The sequence below is a fragment of the Actinospineispora eucalypti genome (assembly GCF_039543365.1).
Taxonomy (GTDB): Bacteria; Actinomycetota; Actinomycetes; order Mycobacteriales; family Pseudonocardiaceae; genus Pseudonocardia; species Pseudonocardia eucalypti.
The window spans coordinates 631447-657518 of record NZ_BAABJP010000007.1 but is presented as its reverse complement, the minus strand read 5'-3'; the positions used below and the strand labels follow the sequence as shown (position 1 = coordinate 657518).

The window sequence follows — 26072 nt, the reverse complement described above, 5'->3', positions numbered from 1 at the left end:
ACGAGGTGTCACCCGATGCTCCACCGACTGCCCTCCCCCACCGGCGACATCGCCGTCCTGATCGGCCGCGTCCTCCTGGGCGTCATCCTGCTCGCGCACGGCCTGCAGAAACTCGGCAACGGCATCGGCGCCACCGCCACCGGTTTCGAGAAGATGGGCGTACCGCTGCCCACCGTCTCCGCCCTCTACGCCACCGTCGTCGAGGTGGTCGGCGGCGCCCTGCTGATCTTCGGCGCGGGCACGGTGATCGTGTCGCTGCTGGTCGTGCTGGACATGATCGGCGCCGCCGTGTTCGTCCACATCAGCAAGGGGATCTTCGCTGCCAGCGGCGGCTGGGAGCTGGTCGGCGTCATCGCCGCGGCCGCCCTGGTCCTCGCCGGCACCGGCGCCGGCCGCTACAGCATCGACCAGGCCCTAGTAGCCCGCCGGAGCAAAGCTTCAGCCTGACCCGCACCCGCCCCACGGCGACGCACCCAACCCTCAGCGACGTCGCGCAGGAAACCGTGACGGCGCATAGCCCGCACCACGTGCGGCGTCACGGTTTCTTGTGCGGCGTCGGACTGCGGAGTGCGGCGCCGGGGGCGAGCGAGCCGACGTCGGGGTGCGTCGGGGTGCGGTGCCGGTCGCAAGACGGCTTGGACGGCCGCGGCTGGGCGGTCTTCCGCGCCTTGGGCCGAGCCGGTGCGACTTGGTGGGCGGCTGTGGCTTGGGCCGGCCGTTGCGGCCAGGCTGGGCTTCGGCCGTGTGGGGTGTTCGGCGGGGTGTGTTCGTCACTCCCGTTTCACGACTGGCACACCATGGGGGCTGACACAAGATCGAACCCGCATGGTGTGCCCCTCATGCAACCAGAGTGACGAATGATGCGCCGCCGGCGGCCAATTCATGATCATCAGGGCATGAGGGCCGCGTCCAGCGCCGCCGGACGACCGCGGTGCCCTGCTGATCATGAAATGCAACGGGCCGCACCCGAGCCGCGGCAGACCGCCCAGCCGCGGCCGTCCAAGCCGTCATTCGAACCGGCACCGCACCCCGATCGCACCCGAACCGGCGGAATACCCGGCCCGCACGCCTGGTTGAACAGTCTGAGGGTGTGCCGGGCGCCACACCTGTGCCGGCTCCATCGACGGCCTCGTCCACCGGGTGGAGGGTCGCGATGTTCGAGGGTTTCCGGGAGTTCGACGTCGCCGGTGTGCACGGGCGGGTCGGCGGCTCCGGGCCGCCGGTGTTGCTGCTGCACGGCATCCCACAGACCCACCTGATGTGGCACCGGGTGGCCCCGGCGCTGGCCGAGCGGTACACCGTGGTGGCCGCCGACCTGCGCGGATACGGCGGCAGCGGGGTCGGCGCCGGCGATCATTCCATGCGCTCGCTGGCCGCCGACCAGGTCCGGCTGATGACGGAACTCGGGTACCGGGAGTTCGCCGTGGCCGGGCACGACCGGGGCGCCCGGTGCGCGTACCGGATGGCCCTGGACCACCCCGACGTGGTCAGCGCGCTGGCCGTGCTGGACGTTGTGCCCACCGCCGAGGCGTTCCGCCGGGCGGACCGGGAGTTCAGCCTCGGCTACTGGGTGTGGTCCTTCCTCGCCGCCCCCGCCCCGGTGCCCGAGCGGCTCATCGCCGCCGACCCGGACACCCTGGTGAACCACATGTTGGAGGCCTGGTCCGAGCGCCCCGACGTGTTCCCGCCCGAGGTGCGCTCCCACTACGTCGAACAGTTCCGCGACCCGGCCCGGGTGCACGCGATCTGCGAGCAGTACCGGGCGGCGGCCACGCTGGACGTGGCCCACGACGAGGCCGACCGGGGCCGGCACCGGATGCGCTGCCCGGTGCTGGCGCTGTGGAGCGAGGCCGGCGCGGTGCACGCCTGGTACGAGCCGCTGGAGGTGTGGCGGGAATGGGCGGACGACGTGCGCGGCGGCCCGCTCCCCGGCGGGCACTTCCTGCCCGAGGAATGCCCGGCCGAGGTCCTCACCGAGCTGACGCGGTTCCTGGACGAGAGTGACCGGCGAGGGGCTGGACCAGGCACTTCATCGCCGAAGGCGATTCGTGAATGACCCTCTGAACAAGCATCACTGTAGCCTAGCCTTACCTGTGGGTATCGGGGCTTGCTTTGGAGGGATCGGTTGGCTGGTGCTGAAACGCCGCCCGCCTCACCGCGGGCCCGGCGCACCGGCCTGCTGTTCGTGCTTCTGGGCCTGATCGCGCTGGCCGCACTGGCCAGCCTGGCGGTGGGCGCCAAGGCGATCCCCCCGGACCAGGTGTGGCAGGCGCTGGTCGCCCCCACCGGCGGGGAGAACGACAGCGTGGTGCGCCAGCTTCGGGTGCCCCGGACGCTGCTCGCGCTGGTGGTCGGCCTGGCCCTCGGCGTGGCCGGCGCGCTGATGCAGGGGCACACGCGCAACCCACTGGCCGACCCCGGGCTGCTCGGGGTCAGCGCCGGCGCCGGGTTCTTCGTCGTACTGGCCAGCCAGCTGCTCGGGCTGACCAGCCTGTACGGCTACATCTGGTTCGCCTTCGCCGGCGCGTTCACCGCCAGCGTGCTGGTGTTCCTGCTCGGCTCGCTCGGCCGGGGCGGCCCGACCCCGGTGACCCTGGCGCTGGCCGGCGTCGCCCTCAGCCAACTGCTGCTCGCGCTGACCACCGCGATCGCGCTGGCCGACGACCGCACGCTGGACACCTTCCGGTTCTGGTCGGTCGGCTCGTTGGCCAACCGGGACCTGGGCATCCTCACCCAGGTGGCGCCGTTCATGCTGGCCGGGCTGGTGCTCGCGGCGATGAACGGCCCGGCGCTGAACACGCTGGCCCTGGGCGAGGACGTGGCGCGGGGTCTGGGCCAGAACGTCGCGCTGGCCCGCGCCACCGGGCTGACCGCGATCACCCTGCTCACCGGGGCGGCGGTGGCCGCCTGCGGCCCGATCAGCTTCATCGGCCTGGTGGTGCCGCACGTGGCCCGGTACTTCACCGGTCCGGACCAGCGCTGGCTGCTGCCCGCGGCCGGGATGATCGGCGCGGTGCTGCTGGTCGCCTCGGACGTGATCGGCCGGGTGCTGGTGCGGCCGGCCGAGCTGCCGGTGGGCGTGGTGGTCGGGTTGATCGGGGCGCCGTTCTTCGTGGCCCTGGTGCGGCGGCGGAAGCTGGTGCGGATATGACGGTGGCTGGGCGGGTCCCGGTCCGGGTGGGCCGGTTCTCCGGGGTGTGGCGGCCCCGGTTCGTCACGGTGACGCTGGTCGGCGTGGCGCTGCTGGTGCTGGCCTCGGCGCTGAACATCGGGCGCGGCGACTACCCGATCTCCCTGCTGGAGGTGCTGCGCACGCTGCTCGGCGCCGGGGACGAGGCGCAGCGGTTCATCGTGCTGGACCTGCGGCTGCCCCGCACCCTGACCGGCCTGCTGGTCGGCGCGGCACTGGGCCTGTCCGGGGCGATCACCCAGTCCATCGCGCGCAACCCGCTGGCCAGCCCGGACATGCTCGGGGTGACCGACGGGGCCAGCGCGGCGGCGGTGCTGGCCATCGTCATCGGGGGTGGGTCCGGGGCCGTGGCCGGGGCGCTCGGCGCGATCGGCGTCCCGCTGGCCGCGCTGATCGGCGGGCTGGCTACGGCGGCGCTGATGTACGGGCTGGCCTACCGGCGCGGGCTGGACAGCTACCGGTTGGTGCTGGTCGGCGTGGGAATCAGCGCGGCGGCCCTGTCGCTGACCTCGTGGCTGCTGGTGGTGGCCAAGATCGAGCAGGCCGGCGAGGTGCTGGTCTGGCTGCGCGGCTCGCTCAACTCGCGGGACTGGGGGGACGTGGTGCCGGTGGGCATCGCGCTGCTGCTCCTGGTCCCGCCGGCGCTGCTGCTCACCTTCCGGCTGGGCGTGCTGCAGCTGGACGACGACGCGGCGCGCGGGCTGGGCGTGCCGGTGGACCGCTCGCGCGGGGTGTTGCTGCTGCTCGCGGTCGGCCTGGCGGCGGTGGCCACGGCGTGCGCCGGGCCGGTCCGGTTCGTCGCGCTGATGGTGCCGCAGATCAGCCTGCGGCTGGTCGGCTCGTCCCGGCCACCGCTGGTCACGTCCGCCGTGTACGGCGCGCTGCTCACCGTGGCCGCCGACATGCTGGGCCGCACCGTGCTCGGCGAGGAACAGCCGGTGGGCATCGTGACCGTGGTGCTCGGCGCCCCCTACCTGCTCTACCTGCTGGTCCGGCAGAACCGAAAGGCGACCGCATGACGTCCCTGCAAGCGCGCGGCGTCCGGCTGGGCTACGGCGAGACCGTGGTCATCGACGGCCTGGACCTGGACGTGCTCGACGGCACGGTGACCGCCGTGATCGGGCCGAACGGCTGCGGCAAGTCCACCCTGCTGCGCGCGCTGGGCCGGCTGCTGCCGCTGCGCGGGGGCCAGGTGCTGCTGAACGACAAACCGCTGCGCCAGTACCCCACCCGCGAGGTGGCCAAGATCATCGGCGTGCTCCCGCAGTCGCCGGTGGCGCCGGAGGGGCTCACCGTCGCCGACCTGGTGGCGCGCGGGCGGCACCCGCACCAGACCTGGTACCGGCAGTGGTCCAGCGACGACGAGCAGGCCGTGGCCGAGGCGCTGAGCTGGACCGGGATGACCGAGTTCGCCGAGCGCACGGTGGACTCGCTGTCCGGCGGGCAGCGCCAGCGGGTGTGGATCTCCATGGCGCTGGCTCAGGGCACCGACGTGCTGCTGCTGGACGAGCCGACCACGTTCCTGGACCTGGCCCACCAGGTCGACGTGCTGGACCTGGTGGAGCGGCTGCACCAGGAGAAGCGCCGCACCGTGGTGATGGTGCTGCACGACCTGAACCTGGCCGCCCGCTACGCCCAGCGCCTGGTGGCCATGAAGGCCGGCCGGATCGAGGCCCAAGGCCCCCCGGCCGAAGTCCTCACCCCCGACCTCCTCCGCCAGGTCTTCGACCTGGAAGCCCAAGTGGTAACCGACCCCGTAGCCGGCACCCCCCTAGTGGTCCCCGTAGGCCGCCGCCACCGCCTCCCAGCCTGATTCAGTCACTTCAGGAGGCCGGTTCAGTCAACAGTGTTGACTGAATCAGCGTGCTGAAGTGACTGAATCGGCGGGGCGGGGTCAGGAGGCGAGGCCAGCCTCGGTGAGCTTGCGGCGGTGCAGGGCTCGGCGGTGGGCGGCGCGGGCCGCCAGCCGGGCGCCCGGTGGGCGGGGCGGCGGTGCCATGGGCCGGGGGACGGTGACGGGGCAAGAGGCGGCGGGTTCGGGGGCCGGGGATTCGGCGGCGGGTGGGCGGGTCGGGTGGAAGGGGCAGCCCAGGTCGGCGTCGGAGTTCTTGTCCGGCAGGAAGTACTGCCGCCACTCCCGGTTCGCCGGGTCGCCGTAGTTGCCCAGCGCGGACGAGGGCGGCGTGCCGTCGAACGCCCGCAACCGCCGGCGGATCACCCGCCGGGCCGCCGCGCCCCGGGGCGAGTCCGCCTCGAGGCCGTCGAACACCCAGCGGGGCTGGAAGGTGATCACGAAGCCGGGTGAGTAGCGGCTGCGCCGGCGCACGTGCGCCGGGGTGTTGCACACCACGAAGATCGAGGTGCCGCCGAAGCTGAACTCCCACAGCGGGTGGTCCGGGTCCTCCGGCACGGCCTCCGGCCAGCGTTCCGGATCCTGCTCGTGCAGGAACTGCAGCACCGACCAGAACTTGGCGTGGTACTCGGCCAGCGAGCGCACCCGCGCCTGGGGCCGGAAGAACACGATCAGCGAGGTGTCGCTGGACAACGACTGGTAGGTGTCCAGGTAGGTGCGGATCACGTCCACCAGCGGATGCCAGGTGTCCTGGTCGTCCAGGTCGTCCACGAAGCTGAACCGCAGCGTGCGCTTCTTCGCCGCCGCCACCGCGAAGGTGCACGGGAACGGCGACTCGTTGGACAGCAGCGCCTCGACCAGGTCGTCCAGGCAGGCCGGGCCCCAGTCCGGCACGGCGCCGAGGGTCCAGTCCTCTACGCCATCCATCAGCTGACCTGCCGCAGCATCTCGTCGGGGATGATCGGTTGGTGGTAGGTGCACGAGCCGGAGAGCACCGTCGAGCCGTGCAGCCGGGAGACCGGGATGAGCAGCTTGTCGCCCTGGTTGAGCTGGATCTTGTGGGTGACGTTGTTCCAGAAGTGCATCTGGCCGACCTCGATCATCACCAGCCGGTGCTCGTTGTGCACGTGCGTGGTGGAGGTCTCCTCCTCGGTCTCCACGAACGTGTCCAGGTCCACCTCGATGTTCTCGTTGGTGATGATCTGGTCCAGCTTCTCGGCCTTCTCCTGGTACTCCGGGATGCGGTCGGCCCAGGTCACCTGCTCGGCCAGGTCGCGGTGCCACAGGTCGGTGAGCCAGGCGGCATCCGCGAAGCCCCGGTGGAACGACTCCAGCACGCGGCCGCCGAAGATGCCCGGGAACGGGCCGAGCAGGGTCTCCAGGTAGCCCTCCAGGTCCAGCTCGGCCGGCCGCCGGAAGTAGTCGGCCGAGGAGCCGAAGCCACCGGAGAACACCTCGGCGAACCGGGCGGCGCTCACCCGTTCGTCGATCTTCAGCTGAACCAGCGCGCCGAGCAGCTCGAAGAACCGCTCGTGGTTGGCCCCCAGGTAGTGCGCGTGGTTGCCCCGGGCCAGCGAGGAGTTCAGGTACAGCTGCCAGTACGCCCCGGCCGTCGGCCGCAGGCCGGCGTCGGTGAGCAGCGAGCGGTAGCGGGTGCCCGAGTCCAGCCAGCCCCGGTACTCGTCCAGCAGCAGGCCGGCCAGTTCGGGGTGCGCGGCGGAGTACTCGCCGATCGCGTTGCGGCCGACCGCCGCGTAGCTGGCCGGCAGGAAGGCGGACAGCTGCAACAGCAGGAAGGTGGCCGACTCGCGGCGGTCCTTGGTGTCCAGTGCGGCCTGGAAGCCCTCGCCGGGCTGCTCGGTGCGGCGGTCCAGGTACTCCCGCGCGTACCGGGTCACCCCGGCCAGGCTGGTCTCCGGCAGCTCGGCCCGCTCGCCGTCCAGGAAGCTGAACAGGTGCCGCTCCAGGATGGGCCGGGCCAGCGCGCCCAGCGAGCGGTTGCGCTCGGTGTAGAAGTTCCGCCGGTCGGCCTCCGCCTCCGCGTTCGCGTCCGGCGCCAGGTAGGTCAGGTCGGCGTCGTAGATGTTGCGCAGCATGCGGTGGCCGAGCAGTCCGGACAGCCGCAGCGCCTTCTCGGTGATGATCGGCTTGCCGTAGTTCAGCCAGTCCAGGTCGTCCGGGCGGACCGGGCGGCGGAACGGGTTGGCCTCGGTGGTCAGCTCTTCCCACTCGGCGGCCCGGAACGCGTGATTCCTGGCGTACGCCTTCACCACCGCGTTCGCGGTGTCGGCGTCGGGCTCGGCGTTGCCCAGGTCCGCCAGCTCCAGCCGCTCCTCGGCCGCTGCCATCATCGTCATCCCTTCGGATTGCCTGCTCTTGGATTGGCGCGTCGCTATGGGGCTACCGTCCGGGCAGCACGTGCCACCGGTCCCCCAACCGCGCATCAGACATTGCCCTTAGGTTAGGCAAGGCTAATTACCGAAGCAAGGCGTCCGTTGGCGTGATGCCGCCCACCCCGCCGCAACCCCTCCGCCGCCGCACCCCGCCGCAACCCCTCCGCCGCGGCGCCCCGCCACAGCGCCGAGGTCGCGACCAGAGACGTTCTACCCGCCGGTAGCGTCTCCGCTCGCGACCTCGGCGCGATGGGCGACCCGGCGACGCCGGAAAACCGCGCGGATGTTACCGATGGTGCGCGCGAGGTTTGCGGTGAGCTGGTGTTTGTCCAGGCGCATGGTGTGCCAGCCGTAACGGGCGAGATCGTTGTCCCGGCGCAGGTCCCTGGCGTGCTGCCGGGGGTCGAGGTGGACCGCGCCGTCGTACTCGAGTGCGAGCTTGGCATCGACGTAGGCCAGGTCCACCCGGGCGATCAGGTACCAGTCCCGGTCCAGGATCTCGTACTGCACCTCGGGCGGCGGCAGGCCGGCATCGATCAGCGCGAGCCGTAGGCGGGTCTCCATCGGCGACTCCGCCCTCGGGTCGGCCAGCGCGACCACCTCATCGAGCCGGCGGCAGCCACGGGCTCCTCGCTGTTTCGCCCGGCGAACCAGCAGATCCGCCGGGTCGAAGCACTTGTGGGCCAGCGCGTCCACCGCCACCACCGCCGCCACCGTCGACAGCCGCCGGGCCAGGTCCCAGGCGGTGCGCTCCGGCGAGGTGACCCGGCACCCGCCGGCCTCGACGAGGTCGGCATCGTCCACCCGCGCCCTGGTCATCCGCAGGCCGGGGTGCGAGTGGCGCGGGCCGGGGACGAAGACCTCCACCGGGGCGTTCCAAGGCGCGCAGTGGGCGCCGAGCAGTGCCGCGGCCGAGTAGCCGGCCAACGCTCCGCCTCGTTCTCCGACCAGTAAATATGCCGCCCGCGAGCGGGTCGCGAAGTCCAGCTCGAGCTCGGCCGGGATGTACACGTCCGGGAAGATCCGGCGGTAGCGCGGCCCATGCAGTCGCCGGTAGCTCACCAGGCCGGACGCCAACGCGGCACTTCCCCGGAACGGCCCCGTCATCACGTCACTCATCGTGCCGGGCGCGCCCGGTCACGGGGGGCGGAACGGAGAAACTCACCGAGGTCGCGACCACAGACGTTCTACCCACCGGTAGCGTCTCTGGTCGCGACCTCGGCGTCGGGTTTCAGTCCTTGAGGAAATCCACGAGCAGGCGGTTGACCTCTTCGGGGCGCTCGAGGTAGCCGAAGTGGCCGGTGTCGGGGATCTCCAGGTAACGAGCGCCGGGGATGGCGTCGGCCACCTCCCGGCAGAGGTATGTCGGGATCATCACGTCGTCCGCGAACCCGATCACCAGGGTGGGCACCCGGATGTCCCGGTAGGCGGCCCGGCGGTCGTCCAGGTGCGAGGAGACCGCGAGCTGCGCCCGCTCCCCCGCCGGCATGGGCGCACTGGACAGCTCGAAGATGTCCAGCCAGTCCCGCACGGCGGACTCGTTGCGCAGGGTGGCCGGCGAGAGGTTCAGGGCCGCGGTCACCGCCGCGTGGTACGGGGCGGGCAGCACCACCTTCTGGTCGAACAGCTCCTGCTGCCCCCGGGTGTAGGCGCGCTGCACCGGGTCCAGCCGGGCGTGCCCGGCCATGGCCACGGCCCTGCGCACCAGGTCGGGGCGCTCCAGCGCCAGCTCCTGGACCACCCGCGCGCCCAGTGAGGTGCCGACCACCCGCGCCGGGCCGCCGCCGAGGTGCTCGATCAGCGCGGCCAGGTCGGCGACCAGGTCCTCGATGGTCAGCCGGTCCGCCGGCGAGGAGCCGCCGAGGCCGCGTGCGTCGTACGTCACTACCCGGTATCCGGCCGCCACCAGCGCCGGCACCTGGTGCAGGTGCCACACCCGGCCGGGGCTGCCGGTGCCCATGACCAGCACAACCAGCTCACCGTCGCCGCTGGCCCGGTAGCTCAGCGAAACCCCGTTCAGCCGGGCGACGGTCATGAACGAAACCCCCTGTTTGATAGCACAGCCTTACCTTGCCATGCTGCTCTCATGGCCACCGGATCAGCCGTGCTGCGTGAGTCGATCATCACCCGCCGCCGGGACCTCACCGTCGCGACCGTCCTGCTCATGCTGCACCAGGCCGGGGAGGCGATGGTCCCGGTGCTGGTGGGAGTGGTGATCGACCAGGCGATCGACCCGGCGACCCTCGGCGGCGGCTCGGTGGCCGACCTGGTGCTCTGGCTGGCCGTGCTCGGGCTGGACTTCCTGCTGCTGTCCAACTGCTTCCGGCTGGGTTCCCGGCGCACCTGGCTGTCCGAGGCGCGAGCCGACCAACAGCTGCGGCTGAAGATCGGCGAGCGGGTGCTCGACCCGCGCGGCGGCGCCGAGGCCGGCCGGATGCCCGGCGCGCTGGTGAACGTCGCGGTCGGCGACGCCAAGCGGGTCGCCGAGCTGCACCTGGCGCTGCCGTTCGGGCTGGCCGGGATGGCGGCGATCGTCGTCGCGGCCATCGCGCTGCTGCGCATCTCGGTGCCGTTGGGGCTGCTCATCCTGCTCGGCATGCCGCCGCTGCTCTGGTTGCTGCGCCAACTCGGCAAGCCCATGCAGCGGCGCAGCGGGCCGGAGCAGGAACGCGCCGCGCAGGCCGCCGGGGTGGCCGCCGACCTGGTCGAAGGGGTGCGGGTGCTGAAGGGCATCGGCGCCGAGCGGGCCGCCGTGCGGCGCTACGAGCGGACCAGCCGCGACGCCCTGCACGCGACGCTGCGCGCGGCCCGGGCGCAGGGCTGGAACGAGGGTGCGACGCTGGCCGCGAACGGGCTGTTCCTGGCGCTGATCGCGCTGGTCGGCGGCCGGTTGGCGGCGCAGGGGTCGATCAGCGTCGGGGAGCTGGTCTCGGCCGTCGGGCTGGCCCAATTCCTGCTCGGCCCGCTGTCCGTGCTGGGCCGGATGAGCGGCTCGTACGCCCAGGCCCGGCCGTCGGCGGACCGCATCGCCGAGATCCTCGCCGCGCCGCCCTCGGTACCGCGCGGCACCGGGGAACCCGCCGATCCGGTGCGCGGAGAGCTGCGGCTGCGCGGCGTCCGGCACGGCCCGCTGCGCGGCCTGGACCTGGACGTGCCGGCCGGCCAGCTGCTGGGCATCGCGGCCACCGACCCGGGCGCGGTGAGCGCGCTGCTGGCCTGCCTGAACCGGGAGGCCGACCCGGAGGACGGCAGTATCAAGCTGGACGGCCGGCCGCTGGCCGAGCTGGACCCGGCCCGGCTGCGCGGCGCGATCCTGGTGGCCGCGCACGACGCCGCGCTGTTCGCCGGCACCCTGGCGGAGAACGTGGCCGCCTCGGCCACCGCCGGGACCGACCTGGCCCCGGTGCTCGGCGCCTCCCGGGCGGACGAGGTGGCCGAGACCCTCGCCGACGGACTGGACACCCCGGTCAGCGAGCAGGGCCGCTCGCTCTCCGGCGGGCAGCGGCAACGCGTGGCGCTGGCCCGCGCGCTCGCCGCCGAGGCCCCGGTACTGGTGCTGCACGACCCCACCACCGCACTGGACACGGTGACCGAGGCGCACGTGGCCGGCGCGCTGCGCGAGCTCCGCGCCGGGCGCACCACCCTGGTGGCCACCACCAGCCCGGCACTGCTGGCCGCCTGCGACCGGGTCGTCACCCTGGGCGAAGCCGGGGTCGTCGCGGCCGGAAGCCACGCCGAGCTGCTGCGGGACCGGGCCGACTACCGGGAGCTGGTGCTCGCGTGACCGCCCGGGAGATCCTGCCCGTCGCGACGCCGGGCCGGGTGCGCGCGGAACTGTCCCGGCTGCTGCGCCCGCGCCGGACAGTCGGCGCGCTGGCCTTCGTCGCGCTGGTCGGCAGCGCGGCGGTCAGCCTGCTCGCGGCCCCGCTGCTCGGCCGGATCGTGGACCTGGTCGCGGCCCGCCGGCCACCCGCCTCGGTGCACGGCCCGGTGCTCGGGCTGGTCGGCGTCGCGGTGGGCCAGGGGTTACTGGCCGTGCTGGGCGTGGTGCTGCTCACCCGGGCCGCCGAGGGAATGCTGGCCGACCTGCGGGAACGGTTCATCACCCGGGTGCTCGAGCTGCCCCTGGAGCGGATCGAGCGGGCCGGCTCGGGCGACCTGACCTCACGGGTCACCGCCGACGTGACGCAGGTCAGCCAGGCCGCCCGGCAGGGGCTGCCCCGGTTCGCCCGGGCCAGCCTGATCATCGTGTTGACCGTGGTCGGGCTGACCGCACTGGACTGGCGGTTCGCCCTGGCCGCGCTGCTCGCCGTGCCCGTCCAGGTGGTCGTCGTGCGCTGGTACCTGCGCCGGTCCAGCCCGCTGTACCGGGTGCAGCGGGAGGTCGGCGGCGCGCAGCAACAGCAGCTGCTGGACACCGTCGGCGGGGCCGCCACGGTGCGCGCGTTCCGCCTGACCGACACCCACGCCGAGCGGCTGCGGGAGCGCAGCGAAGACGTCGTGGGGGCCTCCGTGCGGGTGGTCCGGCTGCAGACCGGGTTCTTCGGCCGGTTGAACATGGCCGAGTTCGTCGGCGTGGCCGCCGTGCTGGCCGCCGGGTACTGGCTGGTTCGCTCGGGCGCCGCGTCGGTGGGCACGGCCAGCGCGGCCGCGCTGTACTTCATCAACCTGTTCAACCCGATCAACCAGGCGCTGTCCTTGCTGGACACGATGCAGTCGGCCGGCGCGGCGCTGGCCCGGCTGGTTGGCGTGCTGGACCTGCCGGCCGACGCCGAGGAGAGGAGTCAGGGCGGGAGGGAACGCCTGGACGCCTCGGTGAAGCTCAGCCAGGTCGGCCACGCCTACCACGACGGCCACCCGGTGCTGCACGACATCGACCTGGAGCTGCCCGCCGGCAGCCGGGTGGCGCTGGTCGGTGCCACCGGGGCGGGCAAGAGCACGCTGGCCAAGCTGGTCTCCGGGGTGCACCGGCCGAGCCGGGGCAGCCTGCGGGTGGGCGCCTCGGTCGGGCTGGTCACCCAGGAGGTGCACGTGTTCGCCGGGCCGCTGGCCGACGACCTGCGGCTGGCGCGCCCGGACGCCACCGACGAACGGCTGCGGGACGCGCTGCGGGCGGTCGGCGCGCTGGACTGGGCCCAGGCGCTGCCCGACGGGCTGGCCACCGTGGTCGGGGCAGGCGCCAAGCAGCTGACCGTGGTGCAGTCCCAGCAGCTCGCGCTGGCCCGGCTGGTGCTGGCCGATCCGCCGATCGCCGTGCTGGACGAGGCCACCGCCGAGGCGGGCAGCGCCGGCGCGCGGGTGCTGGACGCGGCCGCGTTGCGCGCGCTGGACGGCCGCACCGGCCTGATGGTGGCGCACCGGCTCACCCAGGCCGGAACCGCCGACCTGGTGGTGGTGCTGGACGCCGGCCGGATCGTCGAGCAGGGCAGCCATGACGAGCTGCTCGCGGCGGGCGGCCGGTACGCCGAGCTGTGGCGGGCCTGGCAGGCGAACCGGTGACCCACACCCGCCGGAAGCTCCTCAGGTTCGGCGCCCCGATTCAGTCACTCCAGCACGCTGATTCAGTCACTCCAGCACGCTGATTCAGTAACTCCAGCACGCTGATTCAGTAACTTCAGCACGCTGATTCGGTCAACTCGGGCGAGGTGTTAGCCGGCTTCCACCGGGGCAGGTGCTGGACTGACTGAACCGACGTGCTGGAGTGACTGAATCAACGTGCTGAAGTCACTGAATCAGCGGGGGGTCTGGGAGGGTTCGGCCATGGCGACCGCGATCTTGCGCGGGCCGGTGAAGGGCTCGCGGCCGTGGGCCACCGCCATGTTGTCCACCACCAGCAGATCGTCGAACTGGTAGTCGAAGCGGGTGGCGGCGCGCCGGTAGCACTGACGCAGGTGGTCCACGACGTTGTCCGGGATGGCGCCGCCGTCGCCGTAGTAGGTGTTGTTGGGCAGCCCGTCCTCGCCGTAGATCTCCCGCAGGCCCTCCCGGATGGACGGCTCCAGGCTGCTCTCGTGGAACAGCACCACGTGGTTGAACCAGACCGGCTGGCCACTGACCGGGTGCTGGTGCACCGCGTCGCGCACCGCGCGGGTGCGCAGCCCGTTCGGCTCGATCCACTCCGGCTCCACCCCGCCGGCCCGGCACAGCCGCTCCACCTCGGCCCGGTCGTCCGTATTGAAGGCCGTCCACCAGCGCAGCCCGATGTCGTCGCCGTAGTTGCGGACCACCATCCAGCGCCGCCGCTCGAACTCCTCGCGCACGCTCGGGTCGATCAGCCGGTACACCTCGCGGACCGAGGACAGCGGGGTGGCGCCCTGGGTCTCCGGCGGGCTCTGGCAGTGGAAGAACAGGGTCAGCGGCCAGACCGCCTGGTAGGACATCTCGTTGTGCAGCGGGATCTCCGCGTGCGGCGGGTACTCGGTGGACGAGTACACGTTGCCCTTGATCCGGGACCGGGGCGTGGACTGCTCCGTGTAGGTCAACGGCTCGCCGGCCAGCGCGCGCACCGCGTCGGCGAAGCCGTCCACCCCGCCCACGTCGAAGCCGCGCAGCAGCACCGCGCCGTGCTCGGTGAGGCCGGCGCGGATCGCGCTCCGGTCCTGTTTCAGCCGGTCCACCACCGGCCCCGAGCCGGTGATGGTCAGCGCCAACGTCATTTCCTACCTCCTACAGCCCGCGTGAAGCGAGGAACTCGGCGAGCACCGGACCGATCCGGCCGAGCGAGTGCGGCGCCATCAGGTCGTCGTGCCGGAAGTCCACCGGGTGCTCGGTCACCCGGCCGGACAGGAAGGGCCGCCAGCTGGCCAGCGCGGTGGCGCCGCCCAGCTCGGTGTCCGAGGCCGAGAAGAACAGCGTCTCGGAGTCGAAGACCTTCGGATCGGCCGCGTGGTTGATCCGAGTGATGGAGAGCAGGCTGTCCACCAGCACGTCGATCTCCGCCCCGGACAGCCCGTCGAACACCCCGCCGTACTCGGCGGCGTACCGGCGCACGGTCGCCAGGGTGACCGTCGAAGGGTCCAGGCCGCGCACGTCGTAGCCGGCCCGCAGCAGCCACCGGTGGTACAGCGCGGACCGGGCCAGCGGGTCCTCGGCGACCAGCAGCGCGCCGTCGGCCCGGGCGTCCAGCAGCGCCAGCAGCGGCACCTCGTGACCTCGTTCCCGCAGCTCGCAGGCCACCCGGTGGGCGATCCGGCCGCCCAGCGACCAGCCGAGCAACAGGTACGGCCCCTCCGGCCGGTGCGCCAGGATCCGCTCCGCGTAGCTGCGTGCCAGGTAGTCGACGCGCGGCGAGTCCAGTTCCTCGGCGGCCACGTCGGTGGCCTGCAGGCCGTAGACCGGCCGCTCCGCGCCCAGGTGCGGCAGCAGCCCGGTGTACATCCAGGACAGCCCCAGCTTGGGGTGCACGCAGTACAGCGGCGGCCGCGCGCCGGTGCGGCGCAGCGGCAGCAGCGGCGCGAACGCCGAGCCGGCCGGCAGCGACGCCACGTCGCCCACGTCCACCAGCCGGCCGAGCAGCCGGGGGGTCGGCGCATCGAACAGCGCCCGCAGCGCCACAGCCGCGCCCAGCCGCTGTTCCACCGAGGCCACCAGCCGGGTGGCCAGCAGCGAGGACCCGCCCAGCTCGAAGAACGAGTCGTCCGCCCCCACCGACGGCACGTCGAGCAACTCGGCGTACAGCTCGCACAGGGTGGCCTCGGTGTCCGTCGACGGGGCCCGGTGCGGCGCGGCCGCCCCCAGCTCCGGCTCGGGCAGCGCGCGGCGGTCCACCTTGCCCGCCGGGGTCAGCGGGAACTCCGGCAACACCACGATGCCGGCCGGCACCATGTGCTCGGGCAACCGGCCGCGCAGCCAGCCGCGCAGCTCCTCGGCGGTGGCACCCTCGCCCAGCGCGTAGCCGGCCAGCACGTCCGCCCCGGACGGCCCCGGCACCGCGACCACCACGGCGGAGCGCACCGCCGGGTGCTCGGCCAGCACCGCCTCGATCTCCTGCGGCTCCACCCGCATACCGCGGATCTTCACCTGGTGGTCGGCCCGGCCGGCGAACTCCAGCGAGCCGTCCGGCCGCCAGCGGGCCAGGTCACCGGTCCGGTAGAGCCGTTCCCCGGCCGTTCCGCGCGGGTCGGCGACGAACCGGGACGCGGTCTGCACCGGCTCGCCGAGGTAACCCCGGGCCAGCGGCAACCCGCCGACGTAGAGCTCCCCCAGCGCGCCGACCGGGACCGGGCGCAGCGCCTGGTCCAGGACGTGGATGCGGGTGTTCCGGTTGGGCTTGCCGATGGACAGCGAGCCCCGTTCGGCGCCCGGCCGGTACACCTCGTGGCTCACCCCGATGGTGGCCTCGGCCGGCCCGTAACCGTGGTACAGGACGGCACCGAGGCGCTCGCGGACCCGGGCGAACAGCTCCGGGGTGAGCGCCTCGCCACCGCACCACAGGTGGCGCAGCGAGTTCAGCTCCGCCGTGGCCGGCAGCTCGAGCATCACCTCAAGCGCCGAGGAGACCAGGTAGGCGAAGGTCACCCGATGCTCGCGCATCAGCTCGACCAGCCGGGGCACGTCCCGCTCCGCGCCGGGCTCGGCGACCACCAGGCTGGCCCCGCAGACCAGCGGCAGGAAGATCTCGTTGATGGAGATGTCGAAGCCCAGCGGCGCCTTGAACAGCGAGGCGTCCCCCGGACCGAACTCCAGCATGCCGACCTGCCAGCGCAGCCGGGCGCAGATCGGCCGATGGGTGATCATCGCGCCCTTCGGCCGCCCGGTGGTGCCGGAGGTGTAGATGACGTATGCCAGGTTGTCCGGGGACAACCTGGCCCGTGAGTGATTTGTATGGCTATAGCCATACAAATCACTCACGGGCTCAACCGGTACACCGGACAACCCGGGGTTGTCCGGTGTACCGGTGAGCACCAGATCCAACGGCCCGCATACCTGCGCCACCCGGGCCACCGGCCAGGCCGGCTCCACCGGGACGAACGCGGCGCCGGCGCGCAGCACCGCGAGCAACGCGACGATCAACTCGGCCGACCGGTCCAGGTGCACCCCGACCAGCTTCTCCGGCCCGATACCCCGCTCGAGCAGGCGCGCGGCCAGTGCGCCCGAACGGCGGTCCAGCTCGGCGTAGCTCAGCCGCTCGTCGCCGGCCAGCACGGCCGGCGCGTCCGGGGTGCGCGCCACCTGGGCGGCGAACATCCCGTACAGCGTGTCCCCGGCCTCGACCTCGACCACCGGACCGGTGCCGAACTCGCGCAGCTGGTGGCGTTCCGCCTCGGTGAGCGCGTCCAGCCGGTTCAACGGCAGGTCGGGTTGCTCGGCCAGCGTGTGCAGCACCCGGCGCAGCCGGGCCAGCAGGGTGGTAGCGGTCTCCCGGTCGAACAGCTCCGGCCGGTAGCCCAGCTCCAGGCCCAGCCCGGCCACCCCGGCCCGGGAGCCGAACCGGAAGGACAGGTCGAACTTGGCCGCGTTCAGCGAGCCGAGCAGCAGCTCCGCCTCCAACCCGGCGAACTCCGGCGGCACCGGCGCGTCCTGCCGCACCACGGACGCCTGGAACAACGGGTGCCGGCCGGGCGCGCGGGTCGGTTTGAGCACTTCGACCAGCCGCTCGAACGGCAGGTCCTGGTGCTCCAGTGCGCCCAGCACGGCGTCCCGGGTGCGCCCGACCACCTCGCGCAGCGTCGGGTTGCCGGTCAGGTCGGTCCGGATGACCAGGGTGTTCACCAGGAAGCCGACCAGGTCGGCCAGCGCGTCCTCGGTGCGGCCGGCGACCGGTGCGCCGAGCGGGATGTCGGTGCCGGTGCCGGTGGCGTAGAGGGTCAGCGCCACGGCGGCCTGGGCCAGCACGTAGTCGCTGGCCCCCAGCTCCTCGCCGAGCGCGCGCAGGCGAGCCTCGGTGTCCGGGTCCAGCGCGTCCCGCACCGCGTCGCCGTGTCCGCTGGGCTGGCGCGGGCGGGGCCGGTCCAGCGGCAGCGGCAGCTCGTCCGGGATGCCGGCCAGCGCGTCCCGCCAGTACTCGGTCTGCGCGTGAGCCAGCTCGCCGTCGTCGGCCAGCAGCTCGCGCTGCCAGAGCGCGTAGTCCGCGTACTGCGCGGGCAGTGGCTGGAACGCCGGCTCGTGGCCGCCGCGCCGCGCCCGGTAGGCCGTGGCCAGGTCGCGCAGCAGCACGCCCAGCGACCACTCGTCGCCGGCGATGTGGTGCAGCACCACGGAGAGCACGTGCTCGTCCGGGCGCAGCCGCCACAGCGCGACCCGCAGCGGCGGCTCGTTGGCCAGGTCGAACAGGTGCCCGGCCGCCTCCGCCAGCGCCGTCGCCAGCTCGGCCGGCTCCAGCGGACGCACCGGCAGCTCCGGCGTCACCGGCTCCAGGATCCGCTGGTAGGGACCGTCCGGATGCACCCCGACCACGGTGCGCAGGCTCTCCTGCCGGGCCACCACGTCGCCCAGCGCGGCGCGCAGCGCCGGCCCGTCCAGCTCGCCGGTCAGCCGCAGCCCGAAGGGCATGTTGTAGGTGGCGGCGGCGCCCTCGAACCGGTGCAGGAACCACAGCCGCTCCTGCGCGTGGGACAGCGGCACCCGCTCCGGCCTCGGCCCGGCCACCAGCGGCGCCCGGGTTCCGCCGACCGGCCCGGAACCCGCGTCCAACGCCGTGGCCAGCGCGGCCACCGTGGGGTGGTCGTAGATCAGCCGGACGCCCACCTCCCGGCCCAGCGCGGAACGCACCCGCGCGGCCAGCTGGGTGGCCAGCAGGGAGTGCCCGCCCAGCGCGAAGAACGAGTCGTCGGCGCCGATGCTCGTTCCGCTGACGCTGCTCTCGGCACCGATGCTCGTTCCGCTGACGCTGCTCTCGGCACCGATGCTGGTCAATTCGAGCAGCTCGGCGAACAGCTTGGCCAGCGCCCGCTCGGTGTCGGTCTCCGGCGGCCGGGAGTCGGACCGGCCGGCCAGCTCGGGTGCCGGCAGCGCGCGCCGGTCCAGCTTGCCGTTGGTGGTCAGCGGCAGCTCGTCCATCGCCACGAACGCCGAGGGCACCATGTACTCGGGCAGCCGCGCCGCCAGGTAGGCGCGCAGCTCGGCCGGGTCGGCGTCCGGCCCGACGACGTAGCCGATCAAGGTCTGCCGGCCCGCGATCACCGCGCACCGCCGCACGTCGGGGTGGCGGCCCAGCACGGCGGCCACCTCGCCCAGCTCGATCCGGTAGCCGCGAATCTTCACCTGGTCGTCCGAGCGGCCCAGGTACTCGAGGCCCCCGTCCGGGGCCCGGCGGGCCAGGTCGCCGGAGCGGTACAGCCGGGCGCCCGGCGGGCCGAAGGGGTCGGCCACGAACCGGGCCCCGGTGAGCCCCGGCCGGCCCAGGTAGCCGTGCGCCAGCTGGGCACCACCGACGTAGATCTCCCCGGTCACCCCGTCCGGCACCGGGCGCAGCGCGCCGTCCAGCAGGTACATGCGCAGCTCGGACAGCTCGGTGCCGACCAGGCTGGCCGGCGCCTGGGCACTGGCCGCCGGCAGCTCGTAGTACGTGACGTGCACACAGGTCTCGGTGATCCCGTACATGTTCACCATGACCGGGGTGCGGTCGCCGTGCCGGGCGAACCAACCGGCCAGCCGGGTCGGTTCCAGCGCCTCGCCGGCGAAGATCACCGCGCGCAGGGCCAGGTCGGCGGGCGGTTGGCGGTCCGCGTCCGCCGCCTCGAGCGGGTAGAACGCGGACGGCGTCTGGCTGAGCACGGTGACCCGCTCGCGCGCCAGCAGGTCCAGGAACTCCCCGGGCGACCGGGTGATCTCCCGGGACACCACGACCAGCCGGCCGCCGTGCAGCAGGCAGCCCCACATCTCGAACACCGAGACGTCGAACGCCGCCGAGTGGAACATCGACCAGACGTCCCGCTGGTCGAACCGGTAGTGCCGCTGCGCGCCCTCCAGCAGCGCGAGGACCCCGGAGTGCGGCATCGCCACACCCTTGGGGGTGCCGGTGGAGCCGGAGGTGTAGATCACGTACGCCGGGTCGTCCGGCTCGGCCAGGGGCAGCCCGGCCCGGGACAGCCCGGCCCCGGACAGCTCGGCCCGGGGCGGCTCGACTCCGGGCGGCTCGCCTCCGGACGGCTCGGCCGCCGGCGCCGGACCGGCCACGGTGAGCACCGCCGCCGGGGCGCCCTCCACCGGCCGGTCGGTGACCAGCGCGGCCGGCGCGGCGTCGGTGAGGGTGAACCGGATGCGCTCCGCCGGGTGCTCCGGGTCCAGCGGCAGGTAGGCCGCGCCCGCCTTAACCACGGCCAGGATGGCCACCACCAGCTCGGCCGTCCGGGGCAGCAGGATCGCCACCCGGTCGCCCAGCCGCACGCCGTGGTCGGCCAGCCGGCGGGCCAGCGCGTCGGCCCGCTGGTCCAGCTCGCGGTAGCTCAGCCGGTCCGGGCCGGCGACCACGGCGACCGCATCGGGGGTGCGCGCGGCCTGCGAAGCGAACCGGGAGGCGAGGGTGTCGGCAGTGTGGAACTCGACGGGTTCCCTGGCTACCACCGCCGGCAGCGGGTCGAGCGAGGCGGCCGGCGCCTCCGGATCGGCGGCCATCAGCTCGAGCACCCGGACGAACCCGTCCAGCAGCTCGCCGGCCCGCGCGGCGCCGACCACGTCCGGGCGGTACTTGAGGGTCAGTTCCAGGCCGTCCGGCCCGGGCATGGCCTGGACGGTCACCGGGTAGTGCGTGGCGATCGGCCGTTGCATGCCGGACACCCGCAGCCCGGTGGCCCGGCCCACCTCGTCCAGCGCCGCCGGGTCGAACGGGAATGACTCGTACACCAGCAGCGAGTCGAAGAGTTCATCGCCGGCGCCGGCCGCCCGCTGGATCGCGGCCAGGCCGGTGTGCTGGTGGTCCAGCAGCGCGACCTGCTCCCGCTGCACCCGGGTCAGCAGCGCGGCCACCGACTCACCGGGGTCGACCCGGACCCGGGCCGGCAGCGTGTTGATGAACAGCCCGACCATCGACTCCACACCGGGCAGCTCGGCCGGCCGGCCGGAGACGGTGATGCCGAAGACCACGTCCAGCCGCCCGGTCAGCCGGGCGGTGAGCAGTCCCCAGCCGACCTGGAGCACGGTGTTCGGCGTGACGCCGTGCCGGCGGGCCAGCTCGAGCAGCGCCCGGTTCAATGCGGGCTCCAACGACCGGTGCAGGTCCTCGGGCAGGGTGGGCGCCCCGCCACCAGCCAGGCCGCGGGCCTCGGGCACCAGCCGGGTCGGCTCGTCCAGCCCGGACAACGCCTCGGACCAGGCGGCCAGTGAGGCTTTCGCGTCCTGCCGGTGCAGCCAGGCCAGGTAGTCCCGGTACGGGCGGGCCGGCGGAAGCGGCTGACCGGCGTAGCCGGCGAGCAGCTCCCGCAGCAGCAGCGGGGTGGACCAGCCGTCACTGATCACGTGGTGGTTGGTCAGCACGAACCGGTAGCTGCCCTCGGCCAGCTTGATCAGCATGACCCGCAGCAGCGGCGGGCGTTCCAGGTCGAACCGCCGCCGCCGGTCGGCGGCCAGCGCCTCGGCCGCACGGGCCTGCGCCTGGCCGGCCGACAGGTCGGAGAGGTCCAGCTCCCGCCACGGCACCTCGACGGTGCGCAGCACCAGGGCCATCGGCTCGCCGAAGTCCCGGGCCACCGCCGTGCGCAGCGCCTGGTGCCGGGCCACCAGCCCGTCCACCGCCGCGCGCAGCCGCCCGGTGTCCAGCTCGCCCTCCAGGTCGAGCACCAGCTGCGCGGTGTACACGTCCACCGCGTCCGGGTCGTGCGCGTCGAAGTCGGCGTGGAACAACAGGCCCTGCTGCAACGGGGTGAGCGGGAGGACCTCCTCGATCCTGGACGTTCCGCCCGCGTTCACCGGCCGCCCCACTTGGCCTCGAGCGCATCCAGCTGCGCCTGGCTGAGCGACACCAGCGGCATGTCCGACGGGGTGTGCCCGCCGGACCCCGGTCCCTCGGCGTGCCGGGCCAGCCCGCGCAGCGCGTCCCGCCACCGGTCGGCCAGCCGGGCCACCTCCTCCTCGGTGAACAGTCCCGAGGCGTACATCCAGTGCGCGGTGATCCGGTCGCCGACGCACAGCACGTTCAGCGCCAGCCCGGCCAGCGCGGGCATCGCCGGGTCGTAGCCGGCGCCGAAGCCGTCCGGCGCCACCGGCCAGTCGTCCCCGGTGCCGCCGGCGCCGAACCGGCCCAGGTAGTTGAAGCTCAGCTCCGGTTCGGCGAACCGGGCCAGCTGCTCCGCCCCGGCCAGGCGGCGCAGCATGCCGTAGCCGATGCCCCGGTCCGGCATGCCTCGCAGCTGCTCCTTGACCCGCTTGACCAGCTCGCCCGCCGCCGGGCCGCCGCCGAACGCGTCGGCCAGGTCCACCCCGGTGACGTCCAGCCGCGCCGGGTACTGGCTGGAGAACCAGCCGACGGTGCGGGACAGGTCCGCGCCGGGCGCGGCGGCTTCCTCCCGCCCGTGCCCTTCGAGCAGCACCGGGACGCTGGTCAGGTCGTCGCGCCAGCCGGCCAGCGCCAGCCCGAGTGCGGCCAGCAGCACGTCCTCCGGGCCGGCGAAGAAGGCGTTCGGCACGGTGCTCAGCGCCGACTCGGTCAGCTCGGCGTCCAGCGTCGCGGTGTGGGTGCGCACCGTCGGCCAGGTGTCCACACCCGGGTCGTACGGCCGCGACCCGACCGCCGGCCGGGGTCCGGACAGCACCCCCCGCCACAGCTCCAGCTCCCCTGCCCGGTCCGCCGCGCGGGCGGCCAGCCCGGCCGCCCAGCCGCGCAGCGAGGTGCCGACCGGCTCCAACGCCGGGGTTCCGCCGGTGGAAGCCGCCCGGAAGGCGGCCGCGAGGTCACCGGCCAGGATGCGCAGCGAGACCCCGTCCACCACCAGGTGGTGCACCACCAGCAACAACCGGCCGGCCTCGGCCGTGTCGTCGAACCAGACCACCCGCACCAGCTCGCCGGCGGCGGGGTCGAGCGAGGCCACGGCCGCCGCGCGCTCCCCGGCCACGGTCTCCGGGTCGGCGCCGGCCACCCGGCGCACCACCGACTCGGGCGCCACCGCGCCGGCCGGCCGGATCTCCAGGCGCGGCTCCACTCCGGTCCGCAGCACCGCGCGCAGGGCGGCGTGCCGGTCCAGCACCGCCCGCACCGCCTCGGTCAGCGGCCGCTCGGCCAGCGCGGGCACCTCCAGCAGCAACCACATGTGGTGGCGTTCGCCCAGCGGGCCGCGCGCGGCGAACGCGCGCTGGATCGGGGACGGCGTCACCTCCCCGACCTCGTCGGACGCCGCCGGCGCCGGTGCCGCCGCCTCGCCGGCGGGTTCGGGCATCGCGGCGGCCAGCCCCTCGATGGTGCGGTGCTCGAAGACCTCCCGAGGGGTCAGCTTCAGGCCGGCCTTGCGCGCCTTGCTGACCAGCGAGATGACCAGGATGCTGTCCCCGCCGAGCTCGAAGAAGGAGTCGGTCACGCCGACCTCCCGGCCGCCCAGCACCTCGCTGAACAGCTCGGCCAGCCGCCGCTCGGCCGGCGTCTCCGGCGCCCGGGACGCCGGCCCGGCTGTGTCACCGTCGGCCGCCGAGCTGGGCGCCCGACCCCTGCCGGCGCGGCCGGCTGTGTCGCCGTCGGGCGCCGAACTGGGCGCCCGCCCCCTGCCGGCGCGGCCGGCGCGGACGAACTCCGGCGCGGGCAGTGCCCGCCGGTCCGCCTTGCCGGACGGGGACAGCGGCAGCGCGTCCAGCACCAGCACGGCGGCCGGCACCATGTGCTCGGGCAGCGAATCCCCCAGGTAGTCGCGCAGCTCGGCCCCGGTTACCCCTGACTCCGAAAGCACCGCGTACCCGGCCAGGTACACCCCGCCAGGGCCGTCGGTGCGCGCGGAGACCACAGCCTGGGCCACCGAGGGGTGGCGGGCCAGCGCGGCCTCGATCTCGCCCAGCTCCACCCGGAAGCCGCGGATCTTCACCTGGTCGTCCACCCGGCCGAGAAACTCCAGTGCGCCGTCCGGCCGGCGGCGCACCCGGTCCCCGGTCCGGTACAACCGGGCACCGGGCGGGCCGAACGGGTCGGCCACGAACCGGGTCGCGGACAGACCCGGCCGGCCGAGGTAGCCCTGGGCCAGCTGCGTGCCACCGACGTACAGCTCACCGGTCACCCCGATCGGCACCAGCCGCATCCGGCGGTCCAGCACGTGACAGGTGGTGTTGGCGACCGGATGGCCGACCGGCACCGCGCCCGGCCCCGGTGAGTCGGGCACGTCGTAGAGCAGGCAGCCGACGCAGGCCTCGGTCGGGCCGTACTCGTTGATCACGTCGGTGTGCCCGGTGGCCGGCGCGCGCCAGTCGGCCAGCGCCTCCCCGTGCAGCGCCTCGCCGGCGATCACCAGCGTGCGCGCCGCGTCCGGCGCGAACCGCACCGCGTCCAGCAGCGGCAGGTGGCTGGGCGTGACCTTCAGGAAGGTGGCCTCGCCCACCGCGCCGGCGATGGCGTCCAGGCTGTCCTCGCACAGCTCCAGCCGCCCCCCGGCCAGCAGGGTGCCCAGCATCGGGGTGACCGTGAAGTCGAAGGAGATGGACGAGTGCATCAGCGTGTGCCCACCCAGCCCGACGAACCGGCGCAGCGCCCAGTCCAGGTGGTTGGACAGCGCCCGGTGGGCCACCAGCACGCCCTTGGGCACCCCGGTCGAGCCGGAGGTGTAGATCACGTAAGCCGGGTGGTCCGGGTGCAGCGGCACCGTCCGGTCGGCGTCGGTGAGCGGGCCGTCCGGGTGCCCGGCCAGCGCGGCCAGCACCGCCGGGTCGTCCAGCGCCAGCGTCTCGCCGATCCCGTCGGGCAACCACACGGCGCCGTTTCTCGAGGTGTGCAGCACCAGCCGGGCCGCCGAGTCGGTGAGCATCAGCCGCACCCGGTCCTCCGGGTACTCCGGGTCCACCGGCACGTACGCGGCGCCGGCGGCGAGCACCCCCAGCGCCGCAACCATCATCTCCGGCGAGCGGGGCACGGACAGCGCCACCAGGTCACCCGGGCCGATGCCGCGCGCGGCCAGCTCCCGGCCCAGCCGGTTGGCCCGCGCGTGCAGCTCGGCGTAGGTCAGCGAGCCACCGGACGGGTCGACCACGGCCGGCGCCTCCGGGGCGCGCGCCACGGCGGCCGCGAACAGTTCCGGGAAGGGGCGCTCCTCGGGCGGCGCCGACGTCTGGTTCAGCTCCCCGAGCAGCCGGTCCCGCTCTCCCTCGGCGAACAGGTCCAGCTCGGCGACGGGGGTGTCGGGGTCGGTCAGCGCGGCGTGCAGCAACCGGTCCAGGTGGCCCATCAGCAGCCGCACCTGGGCCTCGGCGGCGGCCGCCGACTGCTCGGTCTCCCCGGCCGGGAAGTTGGCTACCGCCGTCAGGTCGTCGTGCTCGATCTCGAAGGCCAGGGTCAGGTCGAACCGCGCCTCGCTGCCCGGCACGTTCCGCCGCGTGGCGGTCAGGCCGGCGGCGGCGAACAGGTCCAGCACCTGGGGGCGCACCGAGAGCACCACGTTGAACAGCCCGGTGTCCGCCCGCTCCCGCTTCGGGTCGGCCACCCGGGCCACGTCGTCCAGCTCCACGTACTGGTGGCTGTACCCGGCCAGGCAGGTGGCCCGGCTGTCGGCCAGCAGGGCCCGGAAGCTCCGGCCCGGGTCGACCTCGGCCCGCAGCGCGATGGTGTTGCTCAGGTAGCCGAAGACCTCGCCGCCGCCGGGCAGGTCCCGGTTCACCACCGGCGCACCGATCACGAAGTCGGTGCGGCCGGTGGACCGGTAGAACAACGCCGAGACCGCCGCGAACAGCACCATGTAGAGCGAGACGCCCTCCGCGCGGGCCAGCTCGCGGACCCGGCCGCCGATGCCGGGGCGCAGCGGCACGAACTGGTCCCGGCCGGCACCCCGGCCGCCGGAGAGCCCGGGCAGGGAGACCGGTTCCGGCAACGGGTCCAGCTGGTCGCGCCAGTAGGCCAGGCCGTCGGCGCGGTCCTGCTCGGTGAGCGCCCGCTCGGCCGCCTCGGCGACGTCGGCGTACTGCCACTCGGCCCGCCCGGGCCGCTGGCCGGCGCCGGAACGGATCGCCCGGTAGCGCTCCACCAGCTCGCCGAAGAACACCGTGGCGCTGCCGTCGTCCCAGACGATGTGGTGCAGCACCACGACCAAGGTGTTCGACGCCGGGCCGGTCTGGATCACCCGCATGCGCACCGGCGAGTCCTTGGCCAGGTCGAACGGCTCCGAGGCCAGGTCCTGGGCGAGTGCCTCCACCCGCGCCGGATCGGTCACCGAGTAGGTGTCGAACCGGGGCGGCAGCTGGTCGTGCACCACCTGGGTGACCGCGCCGACCGCCTCGCCGGTGTCGTCCGTGTGGTAGGTCGTGCGCAGGATGTCGTGCGCCCCGACCACCCCGGACAGCGCCTCGCCGAGCGCGTCGGCATCCAGCTCGCCGGCCAGGTCCAGCGCGATGGCCACGTTGTAGCCGATGGTCATCGGGTCCAGCTGCTGGATCGACCACAGCCGTCGCTGGCCCGGGGAGAGCGGACGGTCGCCGTCCGACGACTCCCGCTCACCCTTCTGCTCGGCCAATCCGGACTGGTTCAGTTGGCGACGCATCAACGCACGGCGGCCCCCCGCGGTTGCCATGTTTTGTAATCCTC

Annotated in this window: 14 protein-coding genes; 7 read left to right on the top strand and 7 right to left on the bottom strand. The window is 73.8% G+C overall.

Annotated features, from left to right (window positions below):
- Nucleotides 1-15 precede the first annotated feature (15 nt).
- The 5 genes from ABEB12_RS10680 to ABEB12_RS10660 all read left to right on the top strand — a co-directional run bounded on the left by ABEB12_RS10680 (nucleotide 16) and on the right by ABEB12_RS10660 (nucleotide 5003).
- Nucleotides 16-447: a DoxX family membrane protein gene (locus ABEB12_RS10680; protein WP_185066436.1), complete on the top strand. Its 432-nt coding sequence runs from the start codon at nucleotides 16-18 to the stop codon at nucleotides 445-447.
- A gap of 706 nt (nucleotides 448-1153) precedes the next feature.
- The gene (locus tag ABEB12_RS10675) at nucleotides 1154-2056 is read left to right on the top strand and encodes an alpha/beta fold hydrolase (protein ID WP_185066437.1); all 903 of its coding nucleotides are present in this window, start codon (nucleotides 1154-1156) and stop codon (nucleotides 2054-2056) included.
- A 69-nt stretch (nucleotides 2057-2125) separates the two neighbouring features.
- Nucleotides 2126-3151, top strand: a complete 1026-nt coding sequence (locus ABEB12_RS10670; protein ID WP_221499062.1) for an iron chelate uptake ABC transporter family permease subunit — start codon at nucleotides 2126-2128, stop codon at nucleotides 3149-3151.
- The gene (locus tag ABEB12_RS10665) at nucleotides 3148-4209 is read left to right on the top strand and encodes an iron chelate uptake ABC transporter family permease subunit (RefSeq protein WP_185066439.1); all 1062 of its coding nucleotides are present in this window, start codon (nucleotides 3148-3150) and stop codon (nucleotides 4207-4209) included. Before ABEB12_RS10670 ends, ABEB12_RS10665 begins: the two co-directional genes overlap by 4 nt.
- Entirely contained in the window at nucleotides 4206-5003 is a 798-nt protein-coding gene (locus tag ABEB12_RS10660) for an ATP-binding cassette domain-containing protein (protein WP_185066440.1), read from the top strand. The genes ABEB12_RS10665 and ABEB12_RS10660 overlap by 4 nt, the downstream gene beginning before the upstream one ends.
- Before the next feature lie 81 nt (nucleotides 5004-5084).
- Here the strand turns inward: ABEB12_RS10660 and ABEB12_RS10655 are convergent, their stop codons facing one another.
- The 4 genes from ABEB12_RS10655 to ABEB12_RS10640 form a co-directional block, all read right to left on the bottom strand.
- Complete coding sequence (locus ABEB12_RS10655; protein ID WP_185066441.1) at nucleotides 5085-5969, bottom strand: YqcI/YcgG family protein; 885 nt, start codon at nucleotides 5967-5969, stop codon at nucleotides 5085-5087.
- Nucleotides 5969-7390, bottom strand: coding sequence for a cupin domain-containing protein (locus ABEB12_RS10650; RefSeq protein ID WP_185066717.1), 1422 nt, complete (start codon nucleotides 7388-7390; stop codon nucleotides 5969-5971). Before ABEB12_RS10650 ends, ABEB12_RS10655 begins: the two co-directional genes overlap by 1 nt.
- Nucleotides 7391-7645: 255 nt before the next feature.
- Complete coding sequence (locus ABEB12_RS10645; RefSeq protein WP_185066442.1) at nucleotides 7646-8542, bottom strand: DUF559 domain-containing protein; 897 nt, start codon at nucleotides 8540-8542, stop codon at nucleotides 7646-7648.
- Between the two features lie 124 nt (nucleotides 8543-8666).
- Nucleotides 8667-9470: an alpha/beta fold hydrolase gene (locus ABEB12_RS10640; protein ID WP_185066443.1), complete on the bottom strand. Its 804-nt coding sequence runs from the start codon at nucleotides 9468-9470 to the stop codon at nucleotides 8667-8669.
- A 51-nt stretch (nucleotides 9471-9521) separates the two neighbouring features.
- Here ABEB12_RS10640 and ABEB12_RS10635 point away from each other — a divergent pair, with 51 nt between their 5' ends.
- Both ABEB12_RS10635 and ABEB12_RS10630 read left to right on the top strand, forming a co-directional pair.
- Entirely contained in the window at nucleotides 9522-11219 is a 1698-nt protein-coding gene (locus ABEB12_RS10635) for an ABC transporter transmembrane domain-containing protein (protein ID WP_185066444.1), read from the top strand.
- Nucleotides 11216-12934, top strand: coding sequence for an ABC transporter transmembrane domain-containing protein (locus tag ABEB12_RS10630; protein WP_185066445.1), 1719 nt, complete (start codon nucleotides 11216-11218; stop codon nucleotides 12932-12934). Before ABEB12_RS10635 ends, ABEB12_RS10630 begins: the two co-directional genes overlap by 4 nt.
- A gap of 233 nt (nucleotides 12935-13167) precedes the next feature.
- Here the strand turns inward: ABEB12_RS10630 and ABEB12_RS10625 are convergent, their stop codons facing one another.
- Genes ABEB12_RS10625 through ABEB12_RS10615 form a run of 3 tightly spaced genes read right to left on the bottom strand, consistent with a single transcriptional unit; the run spans nucleotide 13168 to nucleotide 26028 of the window.
- On the bottom strand, nucleotides 13168-14091 hold the full coding sequence (locus ABEB12_RS10625; protein WP_185066446.1) for a TauD/TfdA family dioxygenase: 924 nt from the start codon (nucleotides 14089-14091) through the stop codon (nucleotides 13168-13170).
- A 10-nt stretch (nucleotides 14092-14101) separates the two neighbouring features.
- Nucleotides 14102-21280 carry a non-ribosomal peptide synthetase gene (locus ABEB12_RS10620; RefSeq protein WP_185066447.1) on the bottom strand — a complete coding sequence of 2393 codons (7179 nt, stop codon included), beginning with the start codon at nucleotides 21278-21280 and terminating at the stop codon, nucleotides 14102-14104.
- Entirely contained in the window at nucleotides 21277-26028 is a 4752-nt protein-coding gene (locus ABEB12_RS10615; protein ID WP_345702721.1) for an amino acid adenylation domain-containing protein, read from the bottom strand. Before ABEB12_RS10615 ends, ABEB12_RS10620 begins: the two co-directional genes overlap by 4 nt.
- Between the last annotated feature and the right edge of the window lie 44 nt (nucleotides 26029-26072).